Below are 24,231 nucleotides of genomic sequence, written 5' to 3'. Positions count from 1 at the left end.
GCCGGTCACGGGCCCGGTTTCGTGGGCGACTGGCGTGTCGTCGGGCGGTGGGGTGGTCGGGCGGTGGGGTCGTCGGGAGGTCGGACCTCCGTCCACAGCGCGGTGGCCCGCGCGAGCGGCCGCCCGTCCGCGTCGTACAGGGCGGTGAGGTTGACCACCGTCCGCCCGTGGGTCGCGTGCCGGGCGGCCACCACCTCGTACTCCCGGCCGGCCCGCACCGGCCCGGTGAGCCCGGCGGTCATCCGGCTCAGCACCATCGGGCGGGCGCGCGGGTCGGTCACCCAGCCGCCGGGGCAGTCGAGTGCGCCCCAGACCTGTTCGGCCGGTACGGCCGCGCCGGGGGCGCCGCGCGGGGTCCAGGTGCAGGCCACGGTGCCCGGGGCCACCGGACCGGGGGACAGCCGCAGGCCGTCCTCGGCCCGCTCCGGCCCGCACGCCCAGCAGGTGGGGAACGGGTGGCCGGTGCGGCCCAGGTAGCTGGCGGCGGCGCCGCGCGCCGCCGGGAGCCCGACCGGCGGCGGCAGCGGCAGTCCGTCCCGGGCCCGGGTGACGGTGGCCACCAGCTCGGCGCCGTGCCACAGCCCGGACCGGCGCTCACCGGACCGGAACTCCAGCGGGGTGTCCAGCGGCAGCGGGGCCAGCAGGGTCACCGCCGGGTCGGGGCCGTGCCGGCCGTCGGCCAGGGCGACGATCCGGGCGCAGGCGTAGCCGCCGTGCGCCGAGCCGTCCGGTCCGTTGTAGCGCGCGGGGATCACCAGCTCGGCGGCGGTGCGCGCGTGCTCCACGGCGCCGTTCACCGGGGCGTCCCGTCCGGAGCGGTGTCGGGTGCCCCGTCCGGCGCCCCGTCCGCGGCGCCGTCCAGGGCCCGGTCCACCAGCCGGGCCATCTGCCGGACGTGCGGCTGCCGGAGGATGTCGTAGTGGCTGGCCTCGATGGTGTGCGCGCTGAACCGGCCGTCCACCGCGGCCCGCCAGGCGCCGGCACTGCCGATGGCGCCGCCGTCCAGGCCCTCGATGTAGACCACGTCGCCCGGGTACCGGCCCGGCCGGTAGTCGTTGTGCGCGGTGAGGTTGGTGGTGAAGACCTTGAAGTAGGCCTCCCACTGCTCCAGTTCGGTGGCCTTGCCGTCCTCCGCGGTGGGCAGCCGGCCGACCAGCCAGCGGAGCTTCTGGTGGATCGTCGGGAACTCGGCGAGGGCCGCCGCCCACTCCGCGTCGTCGTGCTCCGGGACGGCCATCCCGGCGGCCCGCAGCACGTCGACGAAGACCAGCAGCGCGAGGTCCTCGTCGCGCAGGCTCTCGTCGAACTGGCCCGGGTAGGCCGCGTCGATCATGCTCAGCGAGCCGACCTCGGCACCCCGGCGGCGGAGCCGGCAGGCCATCTCGAAGACCAGCACCGCGCCGAAGGACCAGCCGGCCAGGTGGTACGGGCCCTTCGGCTGCTTGGCCACCAGCAGGTCGACGTAGCTCTCGGCGATCCGCTCCACCGACAGGTTGGCCACGCTGCCGGAGACCAGGCCCTCCGAGACGATCCCGTACACCGGCCGGCCCGGTCGCAGCTGGGAGGCCAGCGGGAGGTAGCAGAACACGCCGCCGCCGACCGGGTGGACCAGGGTGAGCGGTTCGCCCTCCCCGGCCCGGCGGATCGGCAGCAGCCGGGCCGGGTCCTCGTCGCCGGACTCCCGAGCCGTCACCAGCGGGGCCAGCCGGGCGACGGTGTTGTGCGTCAGGAGCTCCGCGACGGGGAGCTTGCGGCCGAACTCGCGCCGGATCCGCATGGCCAGGTTGAGCGCCACCAGGGAGTGCCCGCCGAGCGCGAAGAAGCTGTCGTGGATGCCGATCGGGCTGACCCCGAGGGTCTCCTCCCAGACCCGGACCAGTCGGCGCTGGACGTCGGTGACCGGCGGCGCGGGGGTCCGCTCCCCGGCCAGGGCGGCCGGCCCGGGCTCCGGGAGGAGCTTGCGGTCCACCTTGCCGTTGGAGGCCAGCGGCAGCCGTTCCAGCCGCGTCCAGACGCTCGGCAGCATGTACTCGGGCAGGGTGTCGCCGAGGTACGCGGCCAGGGCGTCGCCGGTGACGGCCTCCGGGGCCGCCACGTACGCCGCCAGCCGGTGCCCGTGCAGGACCACGGCCGCCTCGCGGACGTCCGGGTGGCGGGTCAGCGCGGCCTCGATCTCGCCCAGTTCGATCCGCATGCCGCGGACCTTCACCTGCTGGTCGGCCCGGCCCAGGTAGTCGATCGCGCCGTCCGGGCGGCGCCGGGCGAGGTCCCCGGTGCGGTAGAGGCGTTCGGCGGCGCCGTCCGGCCAGGTGTGCTCGACGAAGCGCTCGGCGGTGAGGTCCGGGCGGCCGTGGTAGCCGTCGGCCAGGCCGACACCGCCGATGTGCAGCTCGCCGGTCACGCCGACCGGGACCCGGTTCATCCGGGCGTCCAGCAGGTGGATCCGGATGTTCGCGATCGGGTGCCCGATCGGCACCGTCGCGCCGTCCCCGGGGCGGCAGCGCCAGCAGGTGACGTCGACGGCGGCCTCGGTCGGGCCGTAGAGGTTGACCAGTTCCGCGTCGAGGCGCTCGTGGTGGGCGTCCCGCAGGTCGGCCGGCAGGGCCTCGCCGCTGCACACCACCAGGCGCAGGCTCGCGCAGTCCGCCGGGTCCGCGTGGTCCAGGAAGACCCGGAGCATCGAGGGCACGAAGTGGACCGTGGTCACCGAGTGCTCGCGGATCAGCTGCGCCAGCTCCTCCGGCTCCCGGTGGGCGCCGGGAGCGGCGACGACCAGCCGGGCGCCCTGGACCAGCGGCCAGAAGAACTCCCAGACGGAGACGTCGAAGGTGTACGGGGTCTTCTGCAGCACCCGGTCCGCCTCGGTGAGGCCGAACTCCTCCTGCATCCACAGCAGTCGGTTGCAGATCGCCCGGTGCGAGACCACGACGCCCTTGGGGACGCCGGTGGAGCCGGAGGTGAAGATCAGGTAGGCCGGGGCGTCCGGGTCCACCGCCACCCGGGGGCCGCCGACGGGGAGCCCGGCGTCGGCGGTGCCGGTGTCCACCACCTCGACGGCGGCACCGGACGGCTCCACCCGCTCGGCGAGCGCGGTCGTGGTCAGCACCAGGGCCGGCGCCGCCTCCGCCACCATCGTGGCGATCCGGGCGACCGGGTGCTCCGGGTCGATCGGCACGTAGGCGCCGCCCGCCTTGAGGACCGCCAGCAGCGAGACCACCAGCTCGGTCGAGCGCTCCAGGCACACCCCGACCCGGTCGCCGGGCTCCACCCCGCGGTCCACCAGCCGGCGGGCGAGGGCGTCGGCCCGGCGGTCCAGCTCCCGGTAGGAGAGCGTGCCGCCCTCGAAGGCCACCGCGATCCGGTCCGGGGTCAGCCGGGCCTGCTCCTCGACCAGGACGTGCAGCAGGTGCGGCCGGTGGTACGTGGTCGCGGTGTCGTTCCAGCGGTCGAGCTGCGCCAGCTCGGCGGGGGACGGCAGTTCGGTCCGGCCGATGCCCGCGGCGGGTTCCGCGGCCAGCGAGCGCAGCGCGGTCAGGTGGTAGCCGGCCCAGCGGTCGATCTCCTCGGCGGCGAACTGCGCCGCGTCGTACCGCAGCCCCAGGCCGATCCGCCCGGTCCGGGCGTCGCGCATGAACTCCACGCCGAACGGGAAGTTGGTCGGCACCACACCGAACTCGTCGAGGATCTCCAGCTCCCCGGCGGTGCCCTCGTCGGGCGCGTGGAAGTGGGTGTAGTTGAAGAAGCTCTCGAACAGCGGCCCGCCGCCGGCGTCCTGCTGGATGGTGGCGAGCGGGAGCCGGCGGTGCGGCTGGAGCGCGAGATCGGTCGCGGCGACGTCGGCGACCAGCGAGGCCCAGGTGGTGCCGTCGTCGATCCGGGCGCGCACCGGCAGGGTGTTCAGGAACAGGCCGACGACCCGCTCCCCGTCCTCCTCGGCGATGCGGCCGTTGTAGACCGCGCCCGAGACCACGTCGTCGGTGCCGCCGAGCAGCGCCAGCACCCGCAGGTGCGCGGCCAGCAGCGCGATCCGGACCGGGACGCCGAGTTCGGCGGCCGTCCGCAGCAGGTCGGCGGAGAGCTGCTCGGGTAGCTCGTACTCGGTCATCACCAGGTCCGGCACCCCTGCGGCGGGGGCGGTGCGCGGCAGCCGCAGCGCCGTCATGCCGTCCAACCGCTCGCGCCAGAAGGCGCGTTGGTCGGGATCGGCGACGGCTTCGCGCTCCAGGGCGACCAGCGAGCGGAACCGGGCGAGCGGCGGCGCAGGGAGCTCCCGGGTGCTGCGCCCGAGGGCCTGGAGGTAGAGCTCCAGGAGTTCGGTCAGCAGCTGCCGGCCGCTCCAGCCGTCCAGGATCGCGTGGTGCTCGACCACCCAGAGCTGGAAGGTGTCGGCCGAGCGGCGCTGCACGTGGAAGCGGATGAGCGGCGGGCGCTCCCAGTCGAAGGGGTGCTCGCGCTCCCACGCGTAGTGGCGGCGCAGCGCCTCCGGCTGCTCGTCGGCGGGCACCGCCCCGAGGTCCTCGAAGGTGACCGGCGGCTCGGCGACCTGGTGGTGCACCAGCTGGACCGGCTCGCCGAGGTCGCGCAGGGCGAAGGAGGTGCGCAGCAGCTCGTGCCGCTCCAGCAGGGCGGCGACGGCGGAGCGCCAGGCCGGCGGCGAGTACGGGCCGCGCAGGTGGTAGCCGGCGACGTCGTGGTAGGCGCGGTGCACGGCGTCCAGCTCGCTGTGGTAGAGCATGCCGGCCTGGAGCGAGGTGAGCGGATAGGCGTCCGCCAGGCCGTCCGGCAGCCGGGCCCGGTCGGCGGCCGTCAGCAGGTCGAAGGGCTCCAGGGCGGCTTCGGCCTCGGGGGCGGTGCGGGTCACCAGCGGGGTCAGCTCGCGGATCGTCTGGGCGACCAGGAGGTCCCGCAGTTCGAACCGCAGGCCGTGCCGGCGGGCCCGGGAGAGGATCTGGATGCTGAGGATCGAGTCGCCGCCGACCTCGAAGTAGTTGTGGTCGATGCCGATGTCGCTGCGGCCGAGGGCCTCCTGCCAGACCTCGGCCAGGATCCGCTCGTCCTCGTCGCGCGGCGCCACGTACGGGGTGTCGTCCTCGTCGTCCCAGCCGTCGTCCCAGCCGTCGTCCCGACCGTCCTCCGCGGCACGGCCCGCGACGCCGTCCGGGGCGCGGTCCGGGGCGCGCTCCGCCGCCGGGAGCTCGAACAGCGCGTCGAGCGGGCGGTCGGGCTGCTCGACCACCAGCCGCAGCAGCCGGGCGTAGTGCCCGGCGAAGCGCTGCGCCCACTCGGGCGTGAACCGGTCGGTGCGGTACTCGAGTTCGAAGCCCGGTCGGTCGTCGTGCTCGTTCACCTGGAGGGAGAGCTGGAACTTGGCGGTGTCGGAGTGGACCGGCACCGGGACGATCTCCAGCCCCTGTGCCGCGGGCGGCTCCGTCGTGGTGTCGTCCAGCATGAACAGGGCCTGGAAGACCGGGTCGTGGCCGGGGTCGCGGCGCGGGTTGACCAGTTGGACGACCGACTCGAAGGGGAGCTCGTGGTGGTCCTGGGCCTGTAACGCGGCGGCGCGCACCCGGGTCAGCAGTTCGCGGAAGCTCGGTCCGGTGGGCCCCGGTCCGCCCGCCCCCGGTCCGCCCGCCCCCGGCCCGGCCGGGCCGAGGTCGGTGCGGATGGCCACCATGTTGACGAAGAAGCCGACCGTCCGCTCGAACTCGATCCGGCTGCGGTTGGCCACCGGGCTGCCGACGATGACGTCCTCGACCCCGGTGTACCGGCCGAGCAGGACCTGGTACGCGGCGAGCAGCACGGTGAACAGCGTGCTGCGGGCCGTGGCGGCCAACGCGTGCAGGCCGTCCAGCAGTTCGGGTTCCAGCGGGAAGCTCAGCAGGCCGCCGCCGTGGCCGGGGGCCGGGGCGCCGGCCGGCCGGTCCCCGGGCAGTTCCAGGACCGGCAGCTCTCCGCCGAGGGTCCGGGACCAGAAGTCGAGGTGCTTCTCGGCGGCGGGGCTGCCCAGCCAGGCGCGCTGCCAGTCGGCGTAGTCGCCGTACTGGAACTCGGGTTCCGGCAGGGCGAGGTCCCGCCCGGCCGCGAACGCGTCGTAGTGGCGGAACAGTTCGTCGACCACGATGCCCAGGGACCATCCGTCGCAGACGATGTGGTGCATCGTCAGCACCAGGAGGGCGGTGCGCTCGTCGCGCCGCAGCAGGGCGGCACGGAACAGCGGGGGCGATTCCAGGTCGAACGGCCGGTCGGTCTCCGACCGCAGCCGGGAGCCCAGTTCGTCCTCGGACGCGCAGTCGACGATCCGCCAGTCGGCGGGGCGGTCGGTGACCACCTGCTGGAGCCCGTCGTCGCCGAGGGTGAAGTGCGTCCGCAGCGCCTCGTGCCGCAGGGCCACCCGGCGCACCGCGCGCTCCAGGGCCGCCGGGTCGAGCCGGCCGGTCAGGGCGAAGACGACCGGGACGTGGTAGGCGGGGGAGTCGCCGATGACCTGCTGCACGAAGTACAGCTGCTCCTGCGCCTTGGCCGCCGGAAAGACGTCCGGCTCGAACGTCTCCGGGCTGGGGCTTTCATTGCTGCTCAAAGCGCCGTGACCTTTCTTCATCCCATTTATCGGCCGCGAGGTGGGGGGCGGCGTCGATATGGTCTTCCGGTGCGCAGACGGCAGTCACTAAGTCGATCCAAGTCGATCTTAGCGTTGGCGATGCTCCTGTCAACAGCCGTTTTCCGGGTGTGCCACGGGAGTTGGGGTGGCGGGTCGGAATAGTGCGGTTCTGTCCCGGTTGGGATGGATATGGATATCGGCCCGGGCGGGCCCCGGTCCGGGCGTCCCTACTTCTCTTCCGACCATTGACAGCGGGGTGGGACGCGGAGAGGATCATTGGCATCGAAGCCCCTGCCCGGAACCGGACTTATGGCCGCCGCGAGGCGTTCGGCCCCGCCGTTGCCGGATTGCCCGGCCGTTCGATCGGCCGATGAGGAACCCGGGCGGAAATACGTGTCGACGGGTGTGCGGGGGCAGGCCTTGATCGGAAAGAGGGACACGTGAGCGAGCAGAGCGACGAGGACCTCCGGTCCTACCAGGTCGTCGTCAACCACGAGGAGCAGTACTCGGTTTGGCCTGCGGAGAGCACCCCGCCGGCCGGCTGGACCGCGCCCGGGTTCACCGGGACCAAGCAGGAATGCCTCGACCGCATCGCCGAGGTGTGGACCGACATGCGTCCGCTGAGTCTGCGCCGGGCAATGGCCGGCGAGACCTCCTGAAATCCACCTCGGGGTCGCCGGCCGACGCGTCCTGAATCGCGCGGCCGAATTCAGTCGCATTCACCAGAAGCAGCGATGGTTTTCCGTACAGCGGGAGGGGCAACACCGTGAGCAGGCCATGGGACGACCGTTTCGAGAAAGTACTCCTGAAGGTCGTCCCCGGGATTTCCGGTGGCGCCGAACTGGTTCCTGATCTGGATCTCTCGGGAGCCGGTCTCACCTCCATCGGAATCGTCCAGCTGATGATGCAGCTGGAGCGTGAGTACGACGTCGAGTTCGCCTTCGAGTTGCTCAACTTCCAGATCTTCGCGACGCCCGCCACGCTGTGGGCCGAGGTTTCCGAAACCCTCGCCCAGGCGGGCCACGCGGTTCGGAAGGACGGCTGATGACGGCGGCCGCGGCCGAGCTCGTGGCCGGGATCCTGCCGGTCCTGCGCGAACAGGCCGCCGAGTCCGACCGGCTCGCGGCCTTCCCGGCCGCGTCGCTGGAGACCCTGCGCGAGCACCGGCTGCTCAGCCTGACCGTCCCGCAGGAGTACGGCGGCTCCGGCGCCTCCACCCGACTGTGGACCGAGGTCGCGCAGGAACTGGCCGGCGCCTGCCTGTCCACCGCCCAGATCTGGGCGATGCACGTGTCGCACGTCGACGCGGTGGTCCGGTACGGCAGCGCGGAGCTCAAGGCCGACCTGCTCACCCGGATCGGTACGGAGGAGCTCTTCATCGCCTCCGTCACCAGCGAACAGGGCCGGGGCGCCAGCCTGTTCACCGCCCACAGCCCGCTGGTCCCCGACGGCGACCGGGTCGGCATCGACCGGATCGCCCCGGTGGTGACCGGCGGCGCGCACGCCGACGGCTACCTGATCAGCATGCGGGCCGGCGCGGAGGCCTCGGAGCACGAGGTCTCGCTGGTCTACGCCGACCGCGCGGACCTGGAACTGGCGACCACCGGCGAGTGGAACGCGCTCGGCATGCGGGCCACCGAGAGCGTCGGGATGGTCATCAAGGGCAGCGCCCCGGCCCGGAACGTCATCGGCGGCTCCGGCCGCTTCGCCGACGTGGCGCGGGAGAGCATGATCCCGGTCTCGCACCTCGCCTGGGCCGCCTGCTGGCTGGGCGCCGCCCGCGGCGCGCTGAGCGAACTGGTGCGCTTCCTCTGGAAGTCCGGCCGGGCCGACGGCGCCTCCGACCTCTTCCACGAGCGGCTCGCCCGGATCCGGGTGGACCTCGAACTCGCCAGTGCCTACCTCACCCGGGTCCGCGAGGAGGTCGACCTGGCCCGCGCCGAGGGCCGCTCGCTGGCCCACCCGCGGACCCAACTCCAGCTCAACGCCCTCAAGGTGGCCACCTCCGACCTGGCCTTCCGGGCGGTCGACAACATGGTGCAGCTGGGCGGACTGCGGCTGGGCTACCTCCAGGACGCCCCGATCCCCCTGGAGCGGCACTTCCGCGACCTGCGGTCGGCCAGCCTGACCCACGCCAACGACGGCCTGCGGGTGGGCATCGGAGCGCTGTCCCTGCTCGACCGCTCGGTGACCCTGATCTGATCGGCCGCCGATCCGCACCGCAACCCTGAGCGAATGGGAGTAGCACAAGTGTCGACGCCGCACGGGCTGATCGGGCACGAGAACACCGTCTCCGAGTTCTACGGGACGTTCCCCTACCCGTGGAAGCCGGTCTACTTCGACCGGATGAGCGACCCCGACTTCCACGCCGCCCTGATCCGCCAGGAGACCGGCCGGGCCGGCCTCGGGCCGATCCGCCGGATCTGGGTCGCCGGCTGCGGGACCAACCAGGCGCTGATCACGGCGCTCCAGTTCCCCGCGGCCGAGGTGCTCGGCACCGACGTCTCCGCGGAGTCGCTCGCCATCTGCCGGCAGAACGCCGAGCAGCTCGGGGTGACCAACCTGCGGCTGGTGCAGCAGGGCATCACCCAGGCCGGGTACGACCGGGAGTTCGACCTGGTCGTCTGCACCGGGGTGATCCACCACAACCCGGAGCCGCGGCGCTGCCTGGAGCGGCTGTCCGCGGCGGTGCGGGACGACGGCGTGCTCGAACTCATGGTCTACAACCGCTTCCACCGCCGGGAGGCCGAGTCCTTCCAGGCGGCCCTGCGGATCCTGGCCCCCGAGTCCGAGCACGGCCACCGCGAGCGGTACGCCCTCGCCCGGAGCCTGGCCGGCTCGCTCCAGGTCGAGAGCACCATGACGAAGCACCTGGAGGACACCCGGCGCAGCCCCGAACCCGCCTGGGCGGACCGCTGGATGAACCCCTGCGAGACCTCCTACGACGTCGACTCGCTGGCCGGGCTGGCCCGCGAGTGCGGCCTGCTGCTGGAGGCCCCGAAGGTCAACGGCTTCGACAAGATGCGCCGTCGGTTCCTCTGGACTACGGAGCTCACCGACCCCGAACTGCTGGCCCCGTACGAGCGGTTGGACGACCTGGCGCGCTGGCAGCTGGTGAACCTGCTGCACCTGGACAACTCGCCGATGCTCTGGTTCTACCTGCGCCCCGACCGCGCCGGCACGGGCACCAGGGTCTCGGACGCCGACCGCAACCGGATGTTCCTGGACGGCGTGCTCGACCGCCCGAAGGCCGTGCGCCACCGCCACGTCCTGGACCGGGACGGCGCGTACCACCCCGACCCGAACGCCTCCGAGGTGGCCGCCTGGCCCGCCTGGCCCGAGGTCAAGGCGATCCAGGAGGCCGCGGACGGCCGCCGCACCGGCCGGGAGATCCTCACCGGGCTGGGGTACGGCACCGGCTTCAACGCCGTCCAGCGCGCCCGGATCATGCTCACCACCTCGGAGTTCCCGCACCTGACCGTCACACCGGCCGGCTGACCGGCCGCGCGGAGAGGAGAACCAGTCGTGGACCCCGTAGCGCCGGTGATCGCCGAAGTGAACGCCCTGCGCCGCCGGTTGCAGCCGGTCGCGGACCCGAGGGACCCGGTGTTCCTGGAGCGGCTGGCCAAGGAGCTGGCGGACAGCGCCGAGCTGAGCCGCCAGCCGATCGTCCGGGCCTTCCTGGCCGACCTGCGGGACAGCCCGGACGGCTCCCGGCTCCGCGCGACCAAGGCGCACATCAACGAGGAGCGCGACAACCACGTCTTCTCGTTCTTCGACGCCTCGTACTTCCCGAAGCTCTCGCTCGACTACCTGGCGTACCGGACCCTGCCGACCGACCCGCACCTGGCCGTCCGGTACGCCAGCAACACCCGGCCGGTCAACCTGCTCGCGAAGTCGGAGGGTTTCAAGTCCCGGGTGGTCGTCGCCCTGTTCCCGGAGAACCACCTCGACGGCCGGCAGGACCCGGACGACCTGATCTTCTACTTCATCGACAAGTTCGTCGAGCGCCACAACCGGATCACCCGGAAGATGATCGACGCCGTGATGGCACCGGGCAGCTTCCCGCGGATCCAGGGCGCCCCCGACCACGTCGTCGAGGCCGCCTCCTCCTGGTGGGTCCGGCTGCACGAGTACCACCACCGGCAGGGCGACCTGCCGATCCCGGAGTTCCTGGACGCGAAGAAGCTCAAGCCGCTGGCCGGGCTGGAGGAGCTCCGGGTGGACGTCTCGGCCATGCTGGTCTGCCTCGACGACGCGCAGCTGCCCGAGCAACAGGCCCGGGCCGCCTACGAGTACATCCTCGCCGAGCGGCTGCTGCGCTACGCGGTGGAGGGCATCCCGCGCCCCAACTACGACGCCGTCGCCTCCCAACTGCTGTTCAGCTACCTGACGGAGCACCGGGGCATCCGGCTGCGCGACGGCCTGATCGAGCTGGCCCCGGAGCTGCCGGCGGTGCTGGCAGCCTTCCTGGGCGAGATCCGGGCGATCGAGCGGCGGATCCGCACCGAGCCGCTGGAGCGGGTGCGCGCCGGGCTGCTGGAGTTCACCAACCGCTACACCGACTACGACCCGCAGGCCAAGGACTACCGGCACATCCCGTTCTTCGCCGAGGTCAAGCAGCGCCTGGGCCTCTGAGCCCCCGTACGGCCCCCGCACCGCCCGCACGTCCCGCACGACCCCCGCCCGGACGGGACACCGACGGACCGGCCCGCAGCTCCCGCCGCGGGCCGGTCCGGTCGTTTCCGGGGTCCGTCCGGTCACTCCGGCCGGGCGGTGTCGGTCAGCACGGTCCGACGGCGTCGGACCACCACCGGCTCCGCCCCGCCCGACTGCCCTGCCCGGTCCACCTCGGCGGCCAGTTCGGCGATCGTCGCGTGCTCGAAGAACCGCACCAGCGGGACCGCGGCCCCCAGCGAGGAGCGGATCCGGCTCAGGATCTGGGTGGCCATCAGGGAGTGCCCGCCGAGCCGGAAGAAGTCGGTGTGCACGCCGATCCGGTCGACCCCGAGGACGGACTGCCAGATCCCGGCGAGCGTCTCCTCGACGGGCGTGCGCGGCGCCGTGTACTCCTCCTCCGGCTCCGGCGCGGCCGGCAGCGCACCGCGGTCCACCTTGCCGTTGGGCAGCAGCGGGAAGGCGTCCAGCACCACCACGGCCGAGGGCACCATGAAGTCGGGCAGGGTGCGGGCGGCGTGCTCGCGCAGCGCGGGGCCGTCCACCGCCGTCCCGGCCATCGGCACGGCGTACGCGACCAGCCGGTCGCCCGTCGCGGAGCCGCTCACCACGGCGACGGCGTGCGCCACCGCGGGGTGCGAACCGACCGCCGACTCGACCTCGCCCAGCTCGATCCGCAGACCGCGCAGCTTCACCTGGTCGTCGGCCCGGCCGACGAACATCAGCTCGCCGTCCGGCGTCCAGCGCACCACGTCCCCGGTCCGGTACATCCGCTCGCCCGGCGCCCCGAACGGGCAGGGCACGAAGCGGTCGGCGGTCAGGACGGGGCGGTGCAGGTAGCCGCGGGCCAGCCCGGTGCCGGCCAGGTAGGCCTGCCCGGGGACGCCCGGCGGCACCGGCCGCAGCGCCTCGTCCAGCACGTACACCCGGGCGTCCAGGTTCGGCCCGCCCAGGGTGGGCACGCCGTCGCCGGAGAGCGGGCCGGTGGTGGTGGAGATGACGGTGGACTCGGTGGCTCCGTAGATGTTGATCATCCGGCGCCCGGGCGACCAGCGGCCGACCAGGTCGCCGGGCAGCACCTCGCTGCCGCTGGCCAGGCCGACCAGCGCGGGCAGCTCGACCGGGGGCACGGTGGCCAGCCGGGTCGGGGCGAGGAAGGCATGGGTGATCCGCCGCCCGCGCAGGAAGTCCGCCAGCTCCTCGCCGGCCAGCGGGCCCGGCGGGGCCACCACCAGGGCCGCCCCGATCGGGAAGGCCATCAGCAGCTCCAGCACCCAGGCGTCGAAGCTCGGCGTGGACACCTGGAGCACCCGGGAGCCGTGGTCGATCCGCAGCCGCGCGGCCATCTGGTCGCTCAGCGCGAGCAGACCGGTGTGCGGCATCACGGCGCCCTTGGGGACACCCGTCGAGCCCGAGGTGTAGATCGCGTAGGCGGGGCTGAGCGGGTCGAGCGGGGCCGTCCGGTCGGCGTCGGTGGGATCGGCGTCCGGCTGTCGGGCCAGCAGCTCCGCAGTGGCGGGCTCGTCCAGCACCAGCCGGGCCGTCCCGCTCTCCGGCAGCCCGGTGTCCGGCAGTCCGGAGTCCGCGGTGGTGACCACCAGGGCCGGACCGGCGTCCGCCAGCATGAACGCGATCCGCTCGGCCGGGTAGCCCGGGTCGACCGGGATGAACGCCGCCCCGGCCTTGGCCACCGCGAGCACCGCCACCACCAGCTCGACCCCGCGCGGCAGCGCCACGGCGACGAACTGCTCCGGGCCGATCCCGCGCCCGATCAGCAGCCGGGCCAGCCGGTTGGCCCGCGCGCCGAGCTCCCGGTACGTCAGCCGGGTGTCGCCGAACTCCAGGGCCGGCGCCTGCGGGGCCCGGGCGGCGGCGGCCTCGAAGAGCGCCGCCAGCGTCACCGCGGGGACGCCGGCGCCGGTGCTGTTCCAGTCCTCCAGGATCCGTCGGCGCTCGGCCGCCGGGAGCAGCTCCAGCTCGGACAGCGGCCGGGCCGGTTCGGCGACGGCCGACGCGAGCAGGGTGGTGAACCGCTCGGCCAGCGCGGCGACGGTCCGCCGGTCGAACAGCGCCGTGTTGTAGGTGACGTGCCCCAGCAGACCGGCCGGGCCGCCGTCCGCGCCCTGCTGTTCGGTCAGCGAGAAGTCCAGGTCGAAGGGGGAGACCGGCAGCTCGAACAGCACCGGCTCCACCCGGAGCCCGGCCAGCTCCGGGCTGGCCTCGGGCCGGCCCGCGACCGACAGCAGGACCTGGAACAGCGGGTTGCGGCCCGGCTGGCGGGCCGGGTTCAGGGCGGACACCAGCAGGTCGAAGGGGACGTCCTGGTTCGCGTAGGCGGCCAGGTCGGTCTCCCGCACCCGCTCCAGCAGCGCCGCGAAGCTCGGGTCGCCCGAGGTGTCGGTGCGCAGCACGACGGTGTTGATGAAGCAGCCGACCAGCCGCTCCAGGGACACCTCCGAGCGGCCCGCGACCGCCGTGCCCAGCGGGATGTCCCCGCCCGCGCCCATCCGGGTCAACAGGGCGGCCAGCGCCGCCTGCACCACCATGTGGACGCTGGCCCCGGCGGAGCCGGCCAGCTCGCCGACCGCCCGGTGCAGCGCGGCCGGGACGGCGAGCGGGACGGTGTCGCCCCGGTAGTCGGCGGTGGCCTGGCGCACCCGGTCGGCCGGCAGCGGCAGCTCCTCGGGCAGCCCGGCCAGGCGCCCGGTCCAGTGCGCGAGCTGCCGGGCCAGCCCGCTGTCGCGGTCCGTCGCGGAGCCCAGCGCGTCGTGCTGCCACAGGGCGTGGTCCGGGTACTGCAGCGGCAGCGGCTCCCAGCGCGGCGCGGCCCCGGCCCTGCGGGCGGCGTAGGCCGTCGACAGGTCCTCGCACAGCGGCTGCCAGGAGAGGCCGTCGCAGGCGATGTGGTGGATCACGATCAGCAGCAGGTGGTCCTCGGCGCCGACCTCGAACAGGCAGGCCCGCACCGGCGGTTCGCCGCTCAGGTCGAAGGGCCGGGCCGCGGCCGCGCGCAGCGCCGCGTCGAGGTCCCCGGCCGCGACCGGGAGCAGCGGCAGCGCGGGCTCGGACGGATCCCGCACCAGCTGGCACGGCTCGCCGTCGCGGACCGGGAACACCGTGCGCAGGCTCTCGTGCCGGGCGATCACGTCACCGAGCGCCGCGTGCAGCGCCGCTCGGTCCAGCGGACCGGTCAGCCGCAGCGCCAGCGGCATGTGGTAGTAGGAACTCTGGCCCTCGACCTGGTTGTTGAACCAGATGCCGCGCTGGGCGAGCGACAGCGGCAGCGTCGCCGGACGCGCCACCGGGGCCGGCCCGGACGGCTGGGGGGCCGGTTCCGCGCCCCGCTCGGCGACCAGCCGGTCGATCTCGGCGGCCAGCGCGCCCAGGGTGGGGGAGCGCAGCATCTGGCGGACCGACAGCTTGATCCCCCAGGCCCGGCGCACCCGGGCGACCACCTTGGTGGCCAGCAGCGAGTCGCCGCCGGTACGGAAGAAGTCCTGCTCCCGGCCGGGCGTGCCGCCGTCGAGGACCTGGCTCCAGATCGCGGCCAGCCGCCGCTCGGTGCCGGTCCGCGGGGCCTGCGCGGCGGGGGCCGGCGCCGGCGCCGGGGCGGCGGCGGAGGGCTCGTCCCGGTACTCCAGGGTGCCGTCGCGCAGCCGCCGGGCGGTGCGGCCGTCCGGCACGCCCGCCACCGTCACGGCGCCGAACACGCCGACCGGGCACGGCCGGCCGTACCGGTCGGTGAGTACCACCCCGTCCTCCGGCGCCACCCCGTCCTCCGGCACCCCACCGGCGCCGTCGCCGCCCAGGGCGAGGTCCCCGGCGCGGGACCCCGGCCGCTCCAGGAACGCGGCCAGCAGCAGCCGGAAGTGCCCGGCCAGCTGCTCCACGGTCGCGCGGTCGAACAGGTCGGTGGCGTACTCGAAGCGGCAGTCGACCCGGTCCCGGTCGTAGGTGACGACCAGCTCCAGGTCGAACTTGGCGGTGTCGTTGTCGAGGTCCACCAGCTCGACCCCGCAGTCCGCCAGGGTCGGCGGTGCGGTGGCCTGGTTGACCGAGCACATGACCTGGAAGACCGGATTGCTGCCCGGGGCGCGCTGGAGCCCGAGCGCCTCCACGACCTGGTTGAACGGGACGTTCTGGTGGGACAGCGCCTCCACCGAGACGGTCCGGACCCGGTCCAGCAGCTCGGCCTGGGTGGGCCCGTCGGCGAGGTCGACCCGCAGGGCGACGGTGTTGGAGAAGAACCCGACCACCGGCTCCAGCTCGCGGCGGGCCCGGTTGGCCACCGGTACGCCGATCACCACGGTGTCCTCGCCGCCGTAGCGGTGCAGCAGTTGGGCGAGCACCGCGACCGCGCCGGTGAACAGCGAGGCCCGGTCGCCGCCCTCCCAGCGCCGCAGGGCCGCCTGGAGGTCCGCCGGCACCGCGACCGGCACCGAGGCCCCGCGCATGCTCGGCTCGACCGGGCGCGGCCGGTCCGTCGGCAGGGCGGGCCCGGCGGGGACGTCCTTGAGCCGCTCGCGCCAGTAGCCGAGCTGCTGCTCGTACAGGTCCCGGGCCTCGGGTTCGGCCTCCCAGCCGGTGTAGTCCGCGTACTGGAGCCCGGTCGGCGGAAGTTCGGGCTCCTCGCCCCGCACCCGGGCCGAGTAGAGGACGCCCAGCTCCTGGAAGAGGATGCCCTCGGACCAGCCGTCGGTGACGATGTGGTGGAGGTTGACCACGGCGTGGCAGAGCTCGTCCCCCACCCGGATCAGCACCACGCGCAGCAGCGGTTCGCCGTCCAGCCGGAACGGCCGCCGGGCCGCCTCGGCGATCAGTTCCTCGGCCGCCCGCCCGCGTTCCGCCTCCGGCAGCCCGCGCAGGTCGTGGTGGTTCCGGGCCACCCGCACGGACGGCGCGATCTCCTGGAACAGCTCCTCGCCGGTGAAGCCGAAGGTGGTCCGCAGGGCCTCGTGCCGGGCGAGGAGCGCGTCGAAGGCCCACCACAGGGCGTCCTCCCGCAGCGGGCCGGAGATCCGCAGCGCGAACGGCACGTTGTAGGAGGTGCTGGACTCGTTCAGGTGGTCGATGAACCAGAGCCGCCGCTGCGCCGCGGAGGCCGGGATCCGGCCCTCCCGGGGTCGGCGGCGCAGTCCTCCGGCGGGATCGGGTGCACCGTCGCCGGAGAGGATCCGGCGCAGCAGGTCGCGCTTGAGTCCGGTCAGTCCCGTGCCGGATGGCTCGTCAGGCATGACGCTCTCCCCCATGGTCGAGAAACGGTCGAGAAACGGTCGAGAAGTGGTCGGACCGCCGGCCCGCTCGCCCGGTGGGCCGGCGGTCGGGTGGCCCACGGTCAGGACAGCTGCCGCAGCAGCTCCCCGGCCTCGGCCTCGGTCATCTCCTCCAGCCGTCGCACCAGCAGCTGCTCGACCTCCGCGCTCAGTTCGCGCAGTGTCGGCTTGGTGAAGACCGACATCAGCGGCAGGTCGATGCCGGCCCGCTGGCGCACCCGGGAGACGAACCGGGTGGCGACCAGGGAGTTGCCGCCCAGGGCGAAGAAGCCGTCCAGCGCCCCGATCCGGGTCAGGCCGAGCAGGTCGCGCCAGATGTCGGCGACGAAGGCCTCGACCGGCCCCTCGCAGGGCTCGCCCGGGGCCCCGGCGTCGTCCAGCAGGCGCTCCGGGGGTGCCAGCGCGCCGCGGTCGATCTTGCCGTTGGCGGTCACCTCGAAGCGGTCCTGGACGGTGACGAAGGAGGGCACCATGTACTCCGGCAGCCGCTGTCCGACGTGGGCGCGCACCTCCTCGGGCGAGGGCCGCCGGTCGGGCCGCAGCGCGGTCACGTAGGCGACCAGGCGGCGCAGCCCGTTCTCGCCCTCGTGGACCAGGACGACCGCCTCCTTCACCCCGGGGTGGCCCTCCAGCACCGCCTCGATCTCGCCCAGTTCCACCCGCATGCCGCGGATCTTGACCTGGTGGTCGGTGCGGCCGACGAACTCCAGCCGCCCGTCCGACCGCAACAGGCCCTTGTCGCCGGTGCGGTAGAGCCGCTCGCCGGCCACCGAGGGGTGCGGGAGGAAGGCGGCTGCGGTGCGGGCCGGGTCGCCGGCGTAGCCGCGGGCCAGCCCGGCGCCGCCGATGTACAGGTCGCCGACGACGCCGATCGGGACCGGCCGGAGCGAGGCGTCCAGCACGTGGACGGTGTTGTTGTCGAACGGCCGGCCCAGGCTGACCGGCCCGGCGCCGGCGAGGTCCTCGGCCGTGCAGGTGTGGTGGGTGGAGTCGATGGAGACCTCGGTGGCGCCCCAGGTGTTGTGCAGCTCGCCGGGCATCAGCGCGCGGAACCGCCGCACGGTGCCGGGGGACAGCGCCTCGCCGCTGGAGGTGGTGCCGCGCAGCGCCTCCAGTCCGGCGGCGCCGCGCTGCTCCACCACGTCCAGCACGGAGTTGAGCATGCTGGGGACGACCTGGAGGTACACCGAGCGGTGCCGGGCCAGGGCCTCGACGATGGCCTGCGGGTCGCGGTGCAGGTCGGGCGGCAGCACCGCCACCCGGCCGCCGACGGACAGCGGCCAGAAGATCTCCAGGGCGGAGTCGTCGAAGGTGAGGGTGGTCTTGTGCAGCACCGTCTCGCCCGGTCGCAGGGCGTGCCGGCGCTGCATCCAGGTCAGCCGGTTGACCCAGCCGCGGTGCCGGTTGGCCACGCCCTTGGGGGCCCCGGTGGAGCCGGAGGTGTAGTACACCGAGACCAGGTGCTCAGGGTGGGCCGCCGGGGCGGGTCGGTCGGGGTGCTCGGGGCGCTCGGGGCCGTCCGCCGGGGACCGGTCCGGCAGCGGGCCGATCGGCTCGATGTCGTCGAACGGCTCCAGTGGCACGCTGCCGGTCAGCACCACCCGGGCGCGGGCGTCCCGCAGGATCTGCTCCAGCCGGGCGCGGGGCGCCGCCAGGTCGAGCGGCAGGTAGGCGCCGCCGGCCTTGAGGATGCCGAGCAGGGCCACCACCAGGGCCACCGAGCGCTCGACGAACACGCCGACGCACTGGTCCGCGCCGACCCCGCGCCCGCGCAGGTGCTCGGCCAGGGCCGAGGCGCGGCGGTCCAGTTCACGGTAGGTCAGCTCGCCGTCCGCCGCGCTCACCGCGACGGCGTCCGGGGTGCGGGCGGCCTGCGCCTCGAACAACTCGTGCACGCAGCGCTCTTCCGGGAACTGCGCGCCGGTGCGGTTCCCGCGGGCGATCAGGGCGCGCTCGGCGGGCGAGCAGAGCTCGTACGCCTCCAGCGGCCGGTCGGGGTCGGCCAACAGCCCGTCCAGCAGCGTCCGGTAGTTCTCGGCGAGCCGGGCCACCGTGGTGCGGTCGAAGAGCGCGGTGGCGAACTCCAACCGGCCGTCCAGGCCGCCCTGCGGGGAGCGGTCCAGGTAGAGGCCGAGCTCGTACCGGGCGGTCGCGGTGCGCACGTCGAGCGGGCGGACCTCCAGGCCGTCCAGGTGCGGGCGGTGCTGGGTGTGGTTGTACGCGAAGACCGTCTGCACCAGCGGTGCGTGGCTCAGTTCGCCCTGCAGCCCGAGCCGTTGGACGATGTGGTCGAACGGGGTCTCCTGGTGGGCGAAGGCGTCCAGGCAGGTCTCGCGCAGCGCGCCCAGGTAGTCGGCGAAGGTCTGCCCGGGGGTGTGGTCGCTGCGGATCGGGAGGGTGTTGACGAAGAAGCCGAGGGTCTGTTCCAGGCCATCGCCCGGCCGGTTCGCGACCGGGGTGCCGACCACGAGGGACTGCTGTCCCGAGTACCGGTGCAGCAGGAGGGTGAACGCCGCGAGCAGGACCATGTAGTGCGAGGCGTTGTGCTGTTTGGCGACTTCGGTGAGGCGTTGCGTGGACGAACCGGAGAGTTTGAAGCGGACGTCGCTCCCGGCGAAGTCCTGGGTGGCCCCGCGCGGGCGGTCGGCGGGCAGCCGGAGCAGGCCGGGAACGCCGGTCAGCGTCGACTCCCAGGACGCCAGGTCGGCTTCGGCCGCCGGGCCGGCGAGGCGCTCGCGCTGTTGCACCGAATACCGTGAATAACTCACCGCGAGCGGCTCGGAAATCGGCGGGCGACCGGCTTTCGCGTGCCGGTAGGAGCGGCCGATCTCGTCGATCAGAAGTCGGCCGGACTGGCCGTCCGTGATGAGGTGGTGGAGGTTGAGGTACAGGATGTGGTGGTTTTCGGACAGCTTCGCCAGCCGGATGTCGAAAAGCCCGGGGCGGCTCAGGTCGAAGGGTTGCGAGGCGGCTTCGGAAAGCCTGCGCAGGACCGCCCCGGCATCCGTTCCGAGGTTTTCCACCGGGAGTTCGAAGGGCAGTTCGTCGGCTATCAGTTGGACCGGCCGGTCCCCCCGGACGGCGAATCCGGTCCGGAGCGGCTCGTGCCGCCCGACCAGCGCGCGGATCGCCTCGGTGAGTGCCGGGACGTCGAGTTCGCCGGTGATTCCGTAGGCGGCCGGCTCGTTGTACACCGGCACGTCCGGGTGGAGCTGGTGCAGGAACCAGAGGCGTTCCTGGGGGTGGGCGAGCGGGATCTCCCGGAGGGCGGGGTGCTGTTCCTCGGCCGGAGTTCCGGTCCCGGTGTCCTGGTTCGTCATCCGGCGGTCCGACCTTTCCTTCCCGCGGATCGCCGGAATTCCGGTGGAGTTCGGCGATGCCGGGTCGTGATTGCGCGGTTCGGGGCATCTGGGCACTCCGGCGCAAGCTATTGACTGACGCCCGGGAAAGTCAAGGCCCCGGATCATTGATCCCCCCTGGGGCGGTTGGAGGGGTAACGGAGCGGTTGTGCCCGGTATGTCGCCGGGGTCGCGGGGGGCGGACCGCCCGCCGGAGGGGCGGAGCGGCGGAGTCCGGTCGGCCGTTCGTGGCATGAACACCCGGGACAATGGGCAGGTCGACTGCTAGGGTCGGGTGATTGTGGGCTTGCCGATGACATGTCAGGATCGTTGCGGCGGCGGCGTTTCGTGACCTGGCCCTCGTGAACCCCCACCGGCGCCGCGGTCCGCACGGCGACCCGGCACCCTTTTCCCTCTCCTGAAACCACCATCGCAGAGGAGATCCCTGTGTCCAGTGGCGGTACTCAGCCCGAGCCGATACGGCCGACGGCCCGAAGGGCCACCCCGCGCCGACTCCTGATGTGTCGTCCGCAGCACTTCGACGTGACGTACTCCATCAACCCGTGGATGCACCCCGAGAAGCCGGTGGACCGCGAGTCGGCGCTGCTCCAGTGGGAGCGGCTGCGCGAGGTGTACCTGTCGCTGGGCCACACCGTCGAGGTGATCGAGCCGGTGCCCGGCCTGCCGGACATGGTCTTCGCCGCCAACGGCGCGACGGTGGTGGACGGCAAGGTCCTCGGGGCCCGGTTCCGGCACGTCGAACGGACCGCCGAGGGGCCGGCGTACCTGGCCTGGTTCGTCCAGCAGGGCTACCGCGAGGTGCTGTGGCCCGAGTTCGTCAACGAGGGCGAGGGCGACTACCTGCCGGTCGGGCGGCGGATCCTGGCCGGCACCGGCTTCCGCACCGACCAGCGCTCGCACTACGAGGCGCAGGAGTTCTTCGGGCTGCCGGTCACCTCGCTGACCCTGGTCAACCCCGAGCACTACCACCTGGACACCGCGCTCTCGGTGCTGTCCGACACCGAGGTGATGTACTTCCCGGCGGCCTTCACCCCCGGCAGCCGCTCCGTTCTGGAGACCCTCTTCCCGGACGCGATCCTCGCCGACGCCCAGGACGCCGCGGTGTTCGGCCTCAACGCCTTCTCGGACGGCCTCAACGTGGTGCTGCCGCAGGCGGCGGCCGGCCTGATCGAGCAGCTCCGGGAGCGCGGCTTCAACCCGGTCGGGGTGGACACCACCGAGCTCCTCAAGGCGGGCGGCGCCGCGAAGTGCTGCACCCTCGAACTGCGGCCCGAGCCGCAGGGCTGAGCCGCGGGGCTGAGCCGCCGGGGCGTCGCCGCCCGGTCGAGCGGTCCCCCCGCCGTGCACCCGCCCCGCCGTGCAGTCGAGCAGTCGAGTCAACTCGCCGAACGACCCCGGCCGGACCGGGGCGTGGGAGGAATGAGGAGTCCGCGTTGCAGGCCGAGCAGAACAGAGCCGAGCCCGACAGAGCCGAGCCCGACAGGGCCGAACACGACATCACCGCCGCACCGGCCGTCACGGCGGAACGGCTGGCCGAACTCTCCGCCGGGCCCGCCGTCCCGACGGCCGAGCCGGTGTACCGACGCTTCGCACGCTGGGCCGAGCGGGACGGCGGGCGCCCCGCCCTGCTGACCGGCATCGGCGACCTCGACTACGCGGAACTGGACAGCTGGGCCGGTGAGTTGGCCGGCCGACTGCACGCCGTCGGGGCCCGGCCGGAGCAGCGGGTCGCGATCTGCCTGCCGCGCTCGCCCGCCCTGGTCGCCGCGGTGCTCGCGGTGCTGCGGGCCGGCGCCGCCTTCGTGCCGCTGGACCCGGAGTGGCCGAAGGAGCGGATCCGGGCCGTCCTCGCGGACGCCGAACCCTGCGCCGCCGTCGGCGACGCCCGCACCGCCGCGCTCCTCGACGGCGGGGCGGTCCCGGTGCTGGACGTGGACCACGGCGGCGGCCGCCCGCTGGAGCCGGTCGCGGTCCGGCCGGACCACCTCGCCTACGTGCTCTACACCTCCGGCTCCACCGGCCGGCCGAAGGGCGTGCTGATCGAGCAGCAGGCGCTCGCCAACTACGTGGACCACGCCGCCCGCGCCTACCTGAGCGGCGACCCCGCCGCCGAGGGCGCCGCGCTGCACACCCCGCTCACCTTCGACCTGACGCTCACCGGCCTGCTCGCCCCGCTGGTCACCGGCGCCGGCGTCCGGATCGTCCCGGACGGCCAGGGGGTCGACGAACTGGCCGAACTGCTGCGCCAGGGCGTCCGGTTCGACCTGGTCAAGCTCACCCCGGCGCACCTGCGGATGCTGGAGCACGCCCTCCCGCTGTCCTTCCACACCCCCGCGGTCGGCACCTTCGTGGTGGGCGGGGAGGCGCTGCCGACCGAGCTGGTGCGCCCGTGGCTGGAGCGGATGCCGCAGCTGCGGGTGGTCAACGAGTACGGCCCGACCGAGGCCACGGTGGGCTCCTCGGCCGCCTTCGTGTCCGATCCGCTCCCGGCCGGACCGGCCGTGCCGATCGGCCGGCCGATCGCCAACGTCCGCCAGTACGTGCTGGATCCGGACCTGGGGATCGCCGGGGTCGGGGCCACCGGGGAGATCCACATCGGGGGAGCGGGCCTGGCACGCGGGTACGCGGGGCTGCCCGGCCCGACCGCCGGGCACTTCGTCCCGGACCCGTACGGGCCGCCCGGCAGCCGGCTCTACCGGACCGGCGACGCGGGACGCTACCTCCCGGACGGCTCGGTGGAGTTCGTCGGCCGACTGGACGACGAGGCGAAGGTGAACGGCCACCGGGTCAGCCCGGGGGAGATCGAGGCGGTGCTCCAGCGGCACGAGCAGGTGGCGGCCGCGGCCGCCGTGGTCCGGGACGTCGGGGAGACCCGACGGATCATCGCCTTCGTGACCGGCCGGCCCGGGGCGCGGCCGGAGCCGGAGGCGATCCGGGCCTGGACCCGCGAGGTACTGCCCGGCTACCTGGTGCCCTCGGTGGTGGTGCCGGTGGAGGACCTGCCGTTGACCGCGAACGGCAAGGTGGACCGCTCCCGCCTCCCGGACGCCCCCGTCGAGGCCTCCGGCCCGAGCGCCCCGCCGGTCACCCCGGTGCAGCAGGCGCTGGCCGGGATCTGGCAGGAGGTGCTCGGCCTGGACGAGGTCGGGATCGACGACCACTTCCTGGACGTCGGCGGCGACTCGGTCGCCACCCTGCTGGTGGCGGGCCGCGCGGCCAGGCTGGGGATCCGGCTGGAGAGCCGGATGCTGCTCGACCACCCGACGATCCGCTCGCTCAGCGCGGCCCTGGAGCCGGAGCCGGAGCCGGAGCAGGACCAGGAGCAGGACCAGGAGCCGGGGTCCGCGCGGCCCGCGTCGGCGGTGAGCGCCCGATGACGCTCCCGTACCGGATCGAGCCGGAGCGGGCGGAGACCCTGCTGGTCGACCACGCGCGGCAGTACCGGGCGCGGATCAGGGACCTGGTCCGCGAGCACGGGGCCGTGCTGCTGCGCGGCTTCGCGCTGCGGGGCGTCGAGGACTTCGAGGAGACCGTCCGCCGACTGGCCGGCCCGCCGCTCCCGTACCAGGAGAAGTCGTCCCCGCGCAGCCGGATCCAGGGCGGGGTCTACACCTCGACCGAGCACCCGGCCCGGGAGGAGATCTTCTTCCACAACGAGAACTCGTACCAGGCCTCCTGGCCGATGACGCTGTTCTTCCACTGCGTCCAGCCGCCCGCCGACCGCGGCGCGACCCCGCTGGCCGACTGCCGGGAGATCCTCCGGCTGCTCGACCCGGAGGTGCTGGCCGACTTCACCCGGCGGCGCTGGATGCTGGTGCGCAACTTCGGCCCCGGCTTCGGCCTGCCCTGGCAGGACGTCTTCGGGACCACCGACCGGGACGAGGTGGCGGCCTACTGCGCGGCCAACCGGATCGAGCCCGAGTGGCTCGACGACGGCACCCTACGCACCCGGGTGGTCCGCGACGCCGTCCGGACCCACCCGGGGACCGGTGAGCCGGTCTGGTTCAACCACGCGGCGATGTTCCACCTCTCCACCCTCTCGCCCGGTGTCCGGGCCGGCCTCGAAGCCCTCTTCGCCGCCGAGGAGTTGCCCAACAACACCTACTACGGCGACGGCGGCCGGATCCCGGACGACGTGATGGCGCACGTGCGGGACTGCTACCGCAAGGCCGCGACGCGCTTCGACTACCGGGAGGGCGACGTCGTCATGCTCGACAACATGCTGACCGCCCACGCCCGCGAGCCCTTCACCCCGCCCCGCCGGGTCGCCGTCGCCATGGCCGAGCCGCTGAGCGGTTGAGCGGTTGAGCGGCCGAGTCGTCGG

General features: G+C 73.8%; 12 protein-coding genes. 8 read left to right on the top strand and 4 right to left on the bottom strand.

Annotated elements, in window-relative coordinates:
- Nucleotides 1-5: 5 nt before the first annotated feature.
- Together ACFV8H_RS21580 and ACFV8H_RS21575 are read right to left on the bottom strand one after the other, a co-directional pair.
- On the bottom strand, nucleotides 6-797 hold the full coding sequence (locus tag ACFV8H_RS21580; RefSeq protein WP_380402214.1) for a hypothetical protein: 792 nt from the start codon (nucleotides 795-797) through the stop codon (nucleotides 6-8).
- A complete protein-coding gene (locus ACFV8H_RS21575) occupies nucleotides 794-6,577 on the bottom strand; it encodes an amino acid adenylation domain-containing protein (RefSeq protein WP_380402211.1) in 5,784 nt (1,927 codons plus the stop codon). The genes ACFV8H_RS21580 and ACFV8H_RS21575 overlap by 4 nt, the downstream gene beginning before the upstream one ends.
- Nucleotides 6,578-7,038: 461 nt before the next feature.
- Between ACFV8H_RS21575 and ACFV8H_RS21570 the strand changes: the two genes are divergently transcribed.
- The 5 genes from ACFV8H_RS21570 (at nucleotide 7,039) to ACFV8H_RS21550 (ending at nucleotide 11,236) form a co-directional block, all read left to right on the top strand.
- Nucleotides 7,039-7,257, top strand: a complete 219-nt coding sequence (locus tag ACFV8H_RS21570) for an MbtH family protein (RefSeq protein WP_375890468.1) — start codon at nucleotides 7,039-7,041, stop codon at nucleotides 7,255-7,257.
- Nucleotides 7,258-7,364: 107 nt separating this feature from the next.
- Nucleotides 7,365-7,643, top strand: coding sequence for a phosphopantetheine-binding protein (locus ACFV8H_RS21565; protein ID WP_375890467.1), 279 nt, complete (start codon nucleotides 7,365-7,367; stop codon nucleotides 7,641-7,643).
- Nucleotides 7,643-8,800: an acyl-CoA dehydrogenase family protein gene (locus ACFV8H_RS21560; protein WP_380402208.1), complete on the top strand. Its 1,158-nt coding sequence runs from the start codon at nucleotides 7,643-7,645 to the stop codon at nucleotides 8,798-8,800. The genes ACFV8H_RS21565 and ACFV8H_RS21560 overlap by 1 nt, the downstream gene beginning before the upstream one ends.
- Before the next feature lie 33 nt (nucleotides 8,801-8,833).
- Nucleotides 8,834-10,096, top strand: coding sequence for a class I SAM-dependent methyltransferase (locus tag ACFV8H_RS21555; RefSeq protein ID WP_380402206.1), 1,263 nt, complete (start codon nucleotides 8,834-8,836; stop codon nucleotides 10,094-10,096).
- A gap of 27 nt (nucleotides 10,097-10,123) precedes the next feature.
- Nucleotides 10,124-11,236 carry a DUF6421 family protein gene (locus ACFV8H_RS21550; RefSeq protein ID WP_380402203.1) on the top strand — a complete coding sequence of 371 codons (1,113 nt, stop codon included), beginning with the start codon at nucleotides 10,124-10,126 and terminating at the stop codon, nucleotides 11,234-11,236.
- A gap of 122 nt (nucleotides 11,237-11,358) precedes the next feature.
- On the opposite strand, the gene ACFV8H_RS21545 is transcribed toward ACFV8H_RS21550, so the two are convergent.
- Nucleotides 11,359-16,509: an amino acid adenylation domain-containing protein gene (locus ACFV8H_RS21545; protein ID WP_380402200.1), complete on the bottom strand. Its 5,151-nt coding sequence runs from the start codon at nucleotides 16,507-16,509 to the stop codon at nucleotides 11,359-11,361.
- A gap of 101 nt (nucleotides 16,510-16,610) precedes the next feature.
- Nucleotides 16,611-19,868, bottom strand: a complete 3,258-nt coding sequence (locus ACFV8H_RS21540; RefSeq protein WP_380402197.1) for an amino acid adenylation domain-containing protein — start codon at nucleotides 19,866-19,868, stop codon at nucleotides 16,611-16,613.
- A 465-nt stretch (nucleotides 19,869-20,333) separates the two neighbouring features.
- On the opposite strand from ACFV8H_RS21540, the gene ddaH reads away from it, so the two are divergent.
- From ddaH to ACFV8H_RS21525, 3 genes are all read left to right on the top strand, one after another.
- A complete protein-coding gene (gene ddaH / locus ACFV8H_RS21535; RefSeq protein ID WP_380402195.1) occupies nucleotides 20,334-21,194 on the top strand; it encodes a dimethylargininase in 861 nt (286 codons plus the stop codon).
- Nucleotides 21,195-21,340: 146 nt separating this feature from the next.
- Nucleotides 21,341-23,284, top strand: coding sequence for an amino acid adenylation domain-containing protein (locus tag ACFV8H_RS21530; protein ID WP_380402192.1), 1,944 nt, complete (start codon nucleotides 21,341-21,343; stop codon nucleotides 23,282-23,284).
- Nucleotides 23,281-24,207, top strand: coding sequence for a TauD/TfdA family dioxygenase (locus tag ACFV8H_RS21525; RefSeq protein WP_380402189.1), 927 nt, complete (start codon nucleotides 23,281-23,283; stop codon nucleotides 24,205-24,207). The genes ACFV8H_RS21530 and ACFV8H_RS21525 overlap by 4 nt, the downstream gene beginning before the upstream one ends.
- The last annotated feature ends 24 nt before the right edge of the window (nucleotides 24,208-24,231 follow it).

Origin of the sequence: Kitasatospora sp. NPDC059827, from assembly GCF_042731675.1 — a bacterium.
GTDB lineage: Bacteria > Actinomycetota > Actinomycetes > Streptomycetales > Streptomycetaceae > Kitasatospora.
This window is presented reverse-complemented; position numbering and strand designations above follow the sequence as displayed.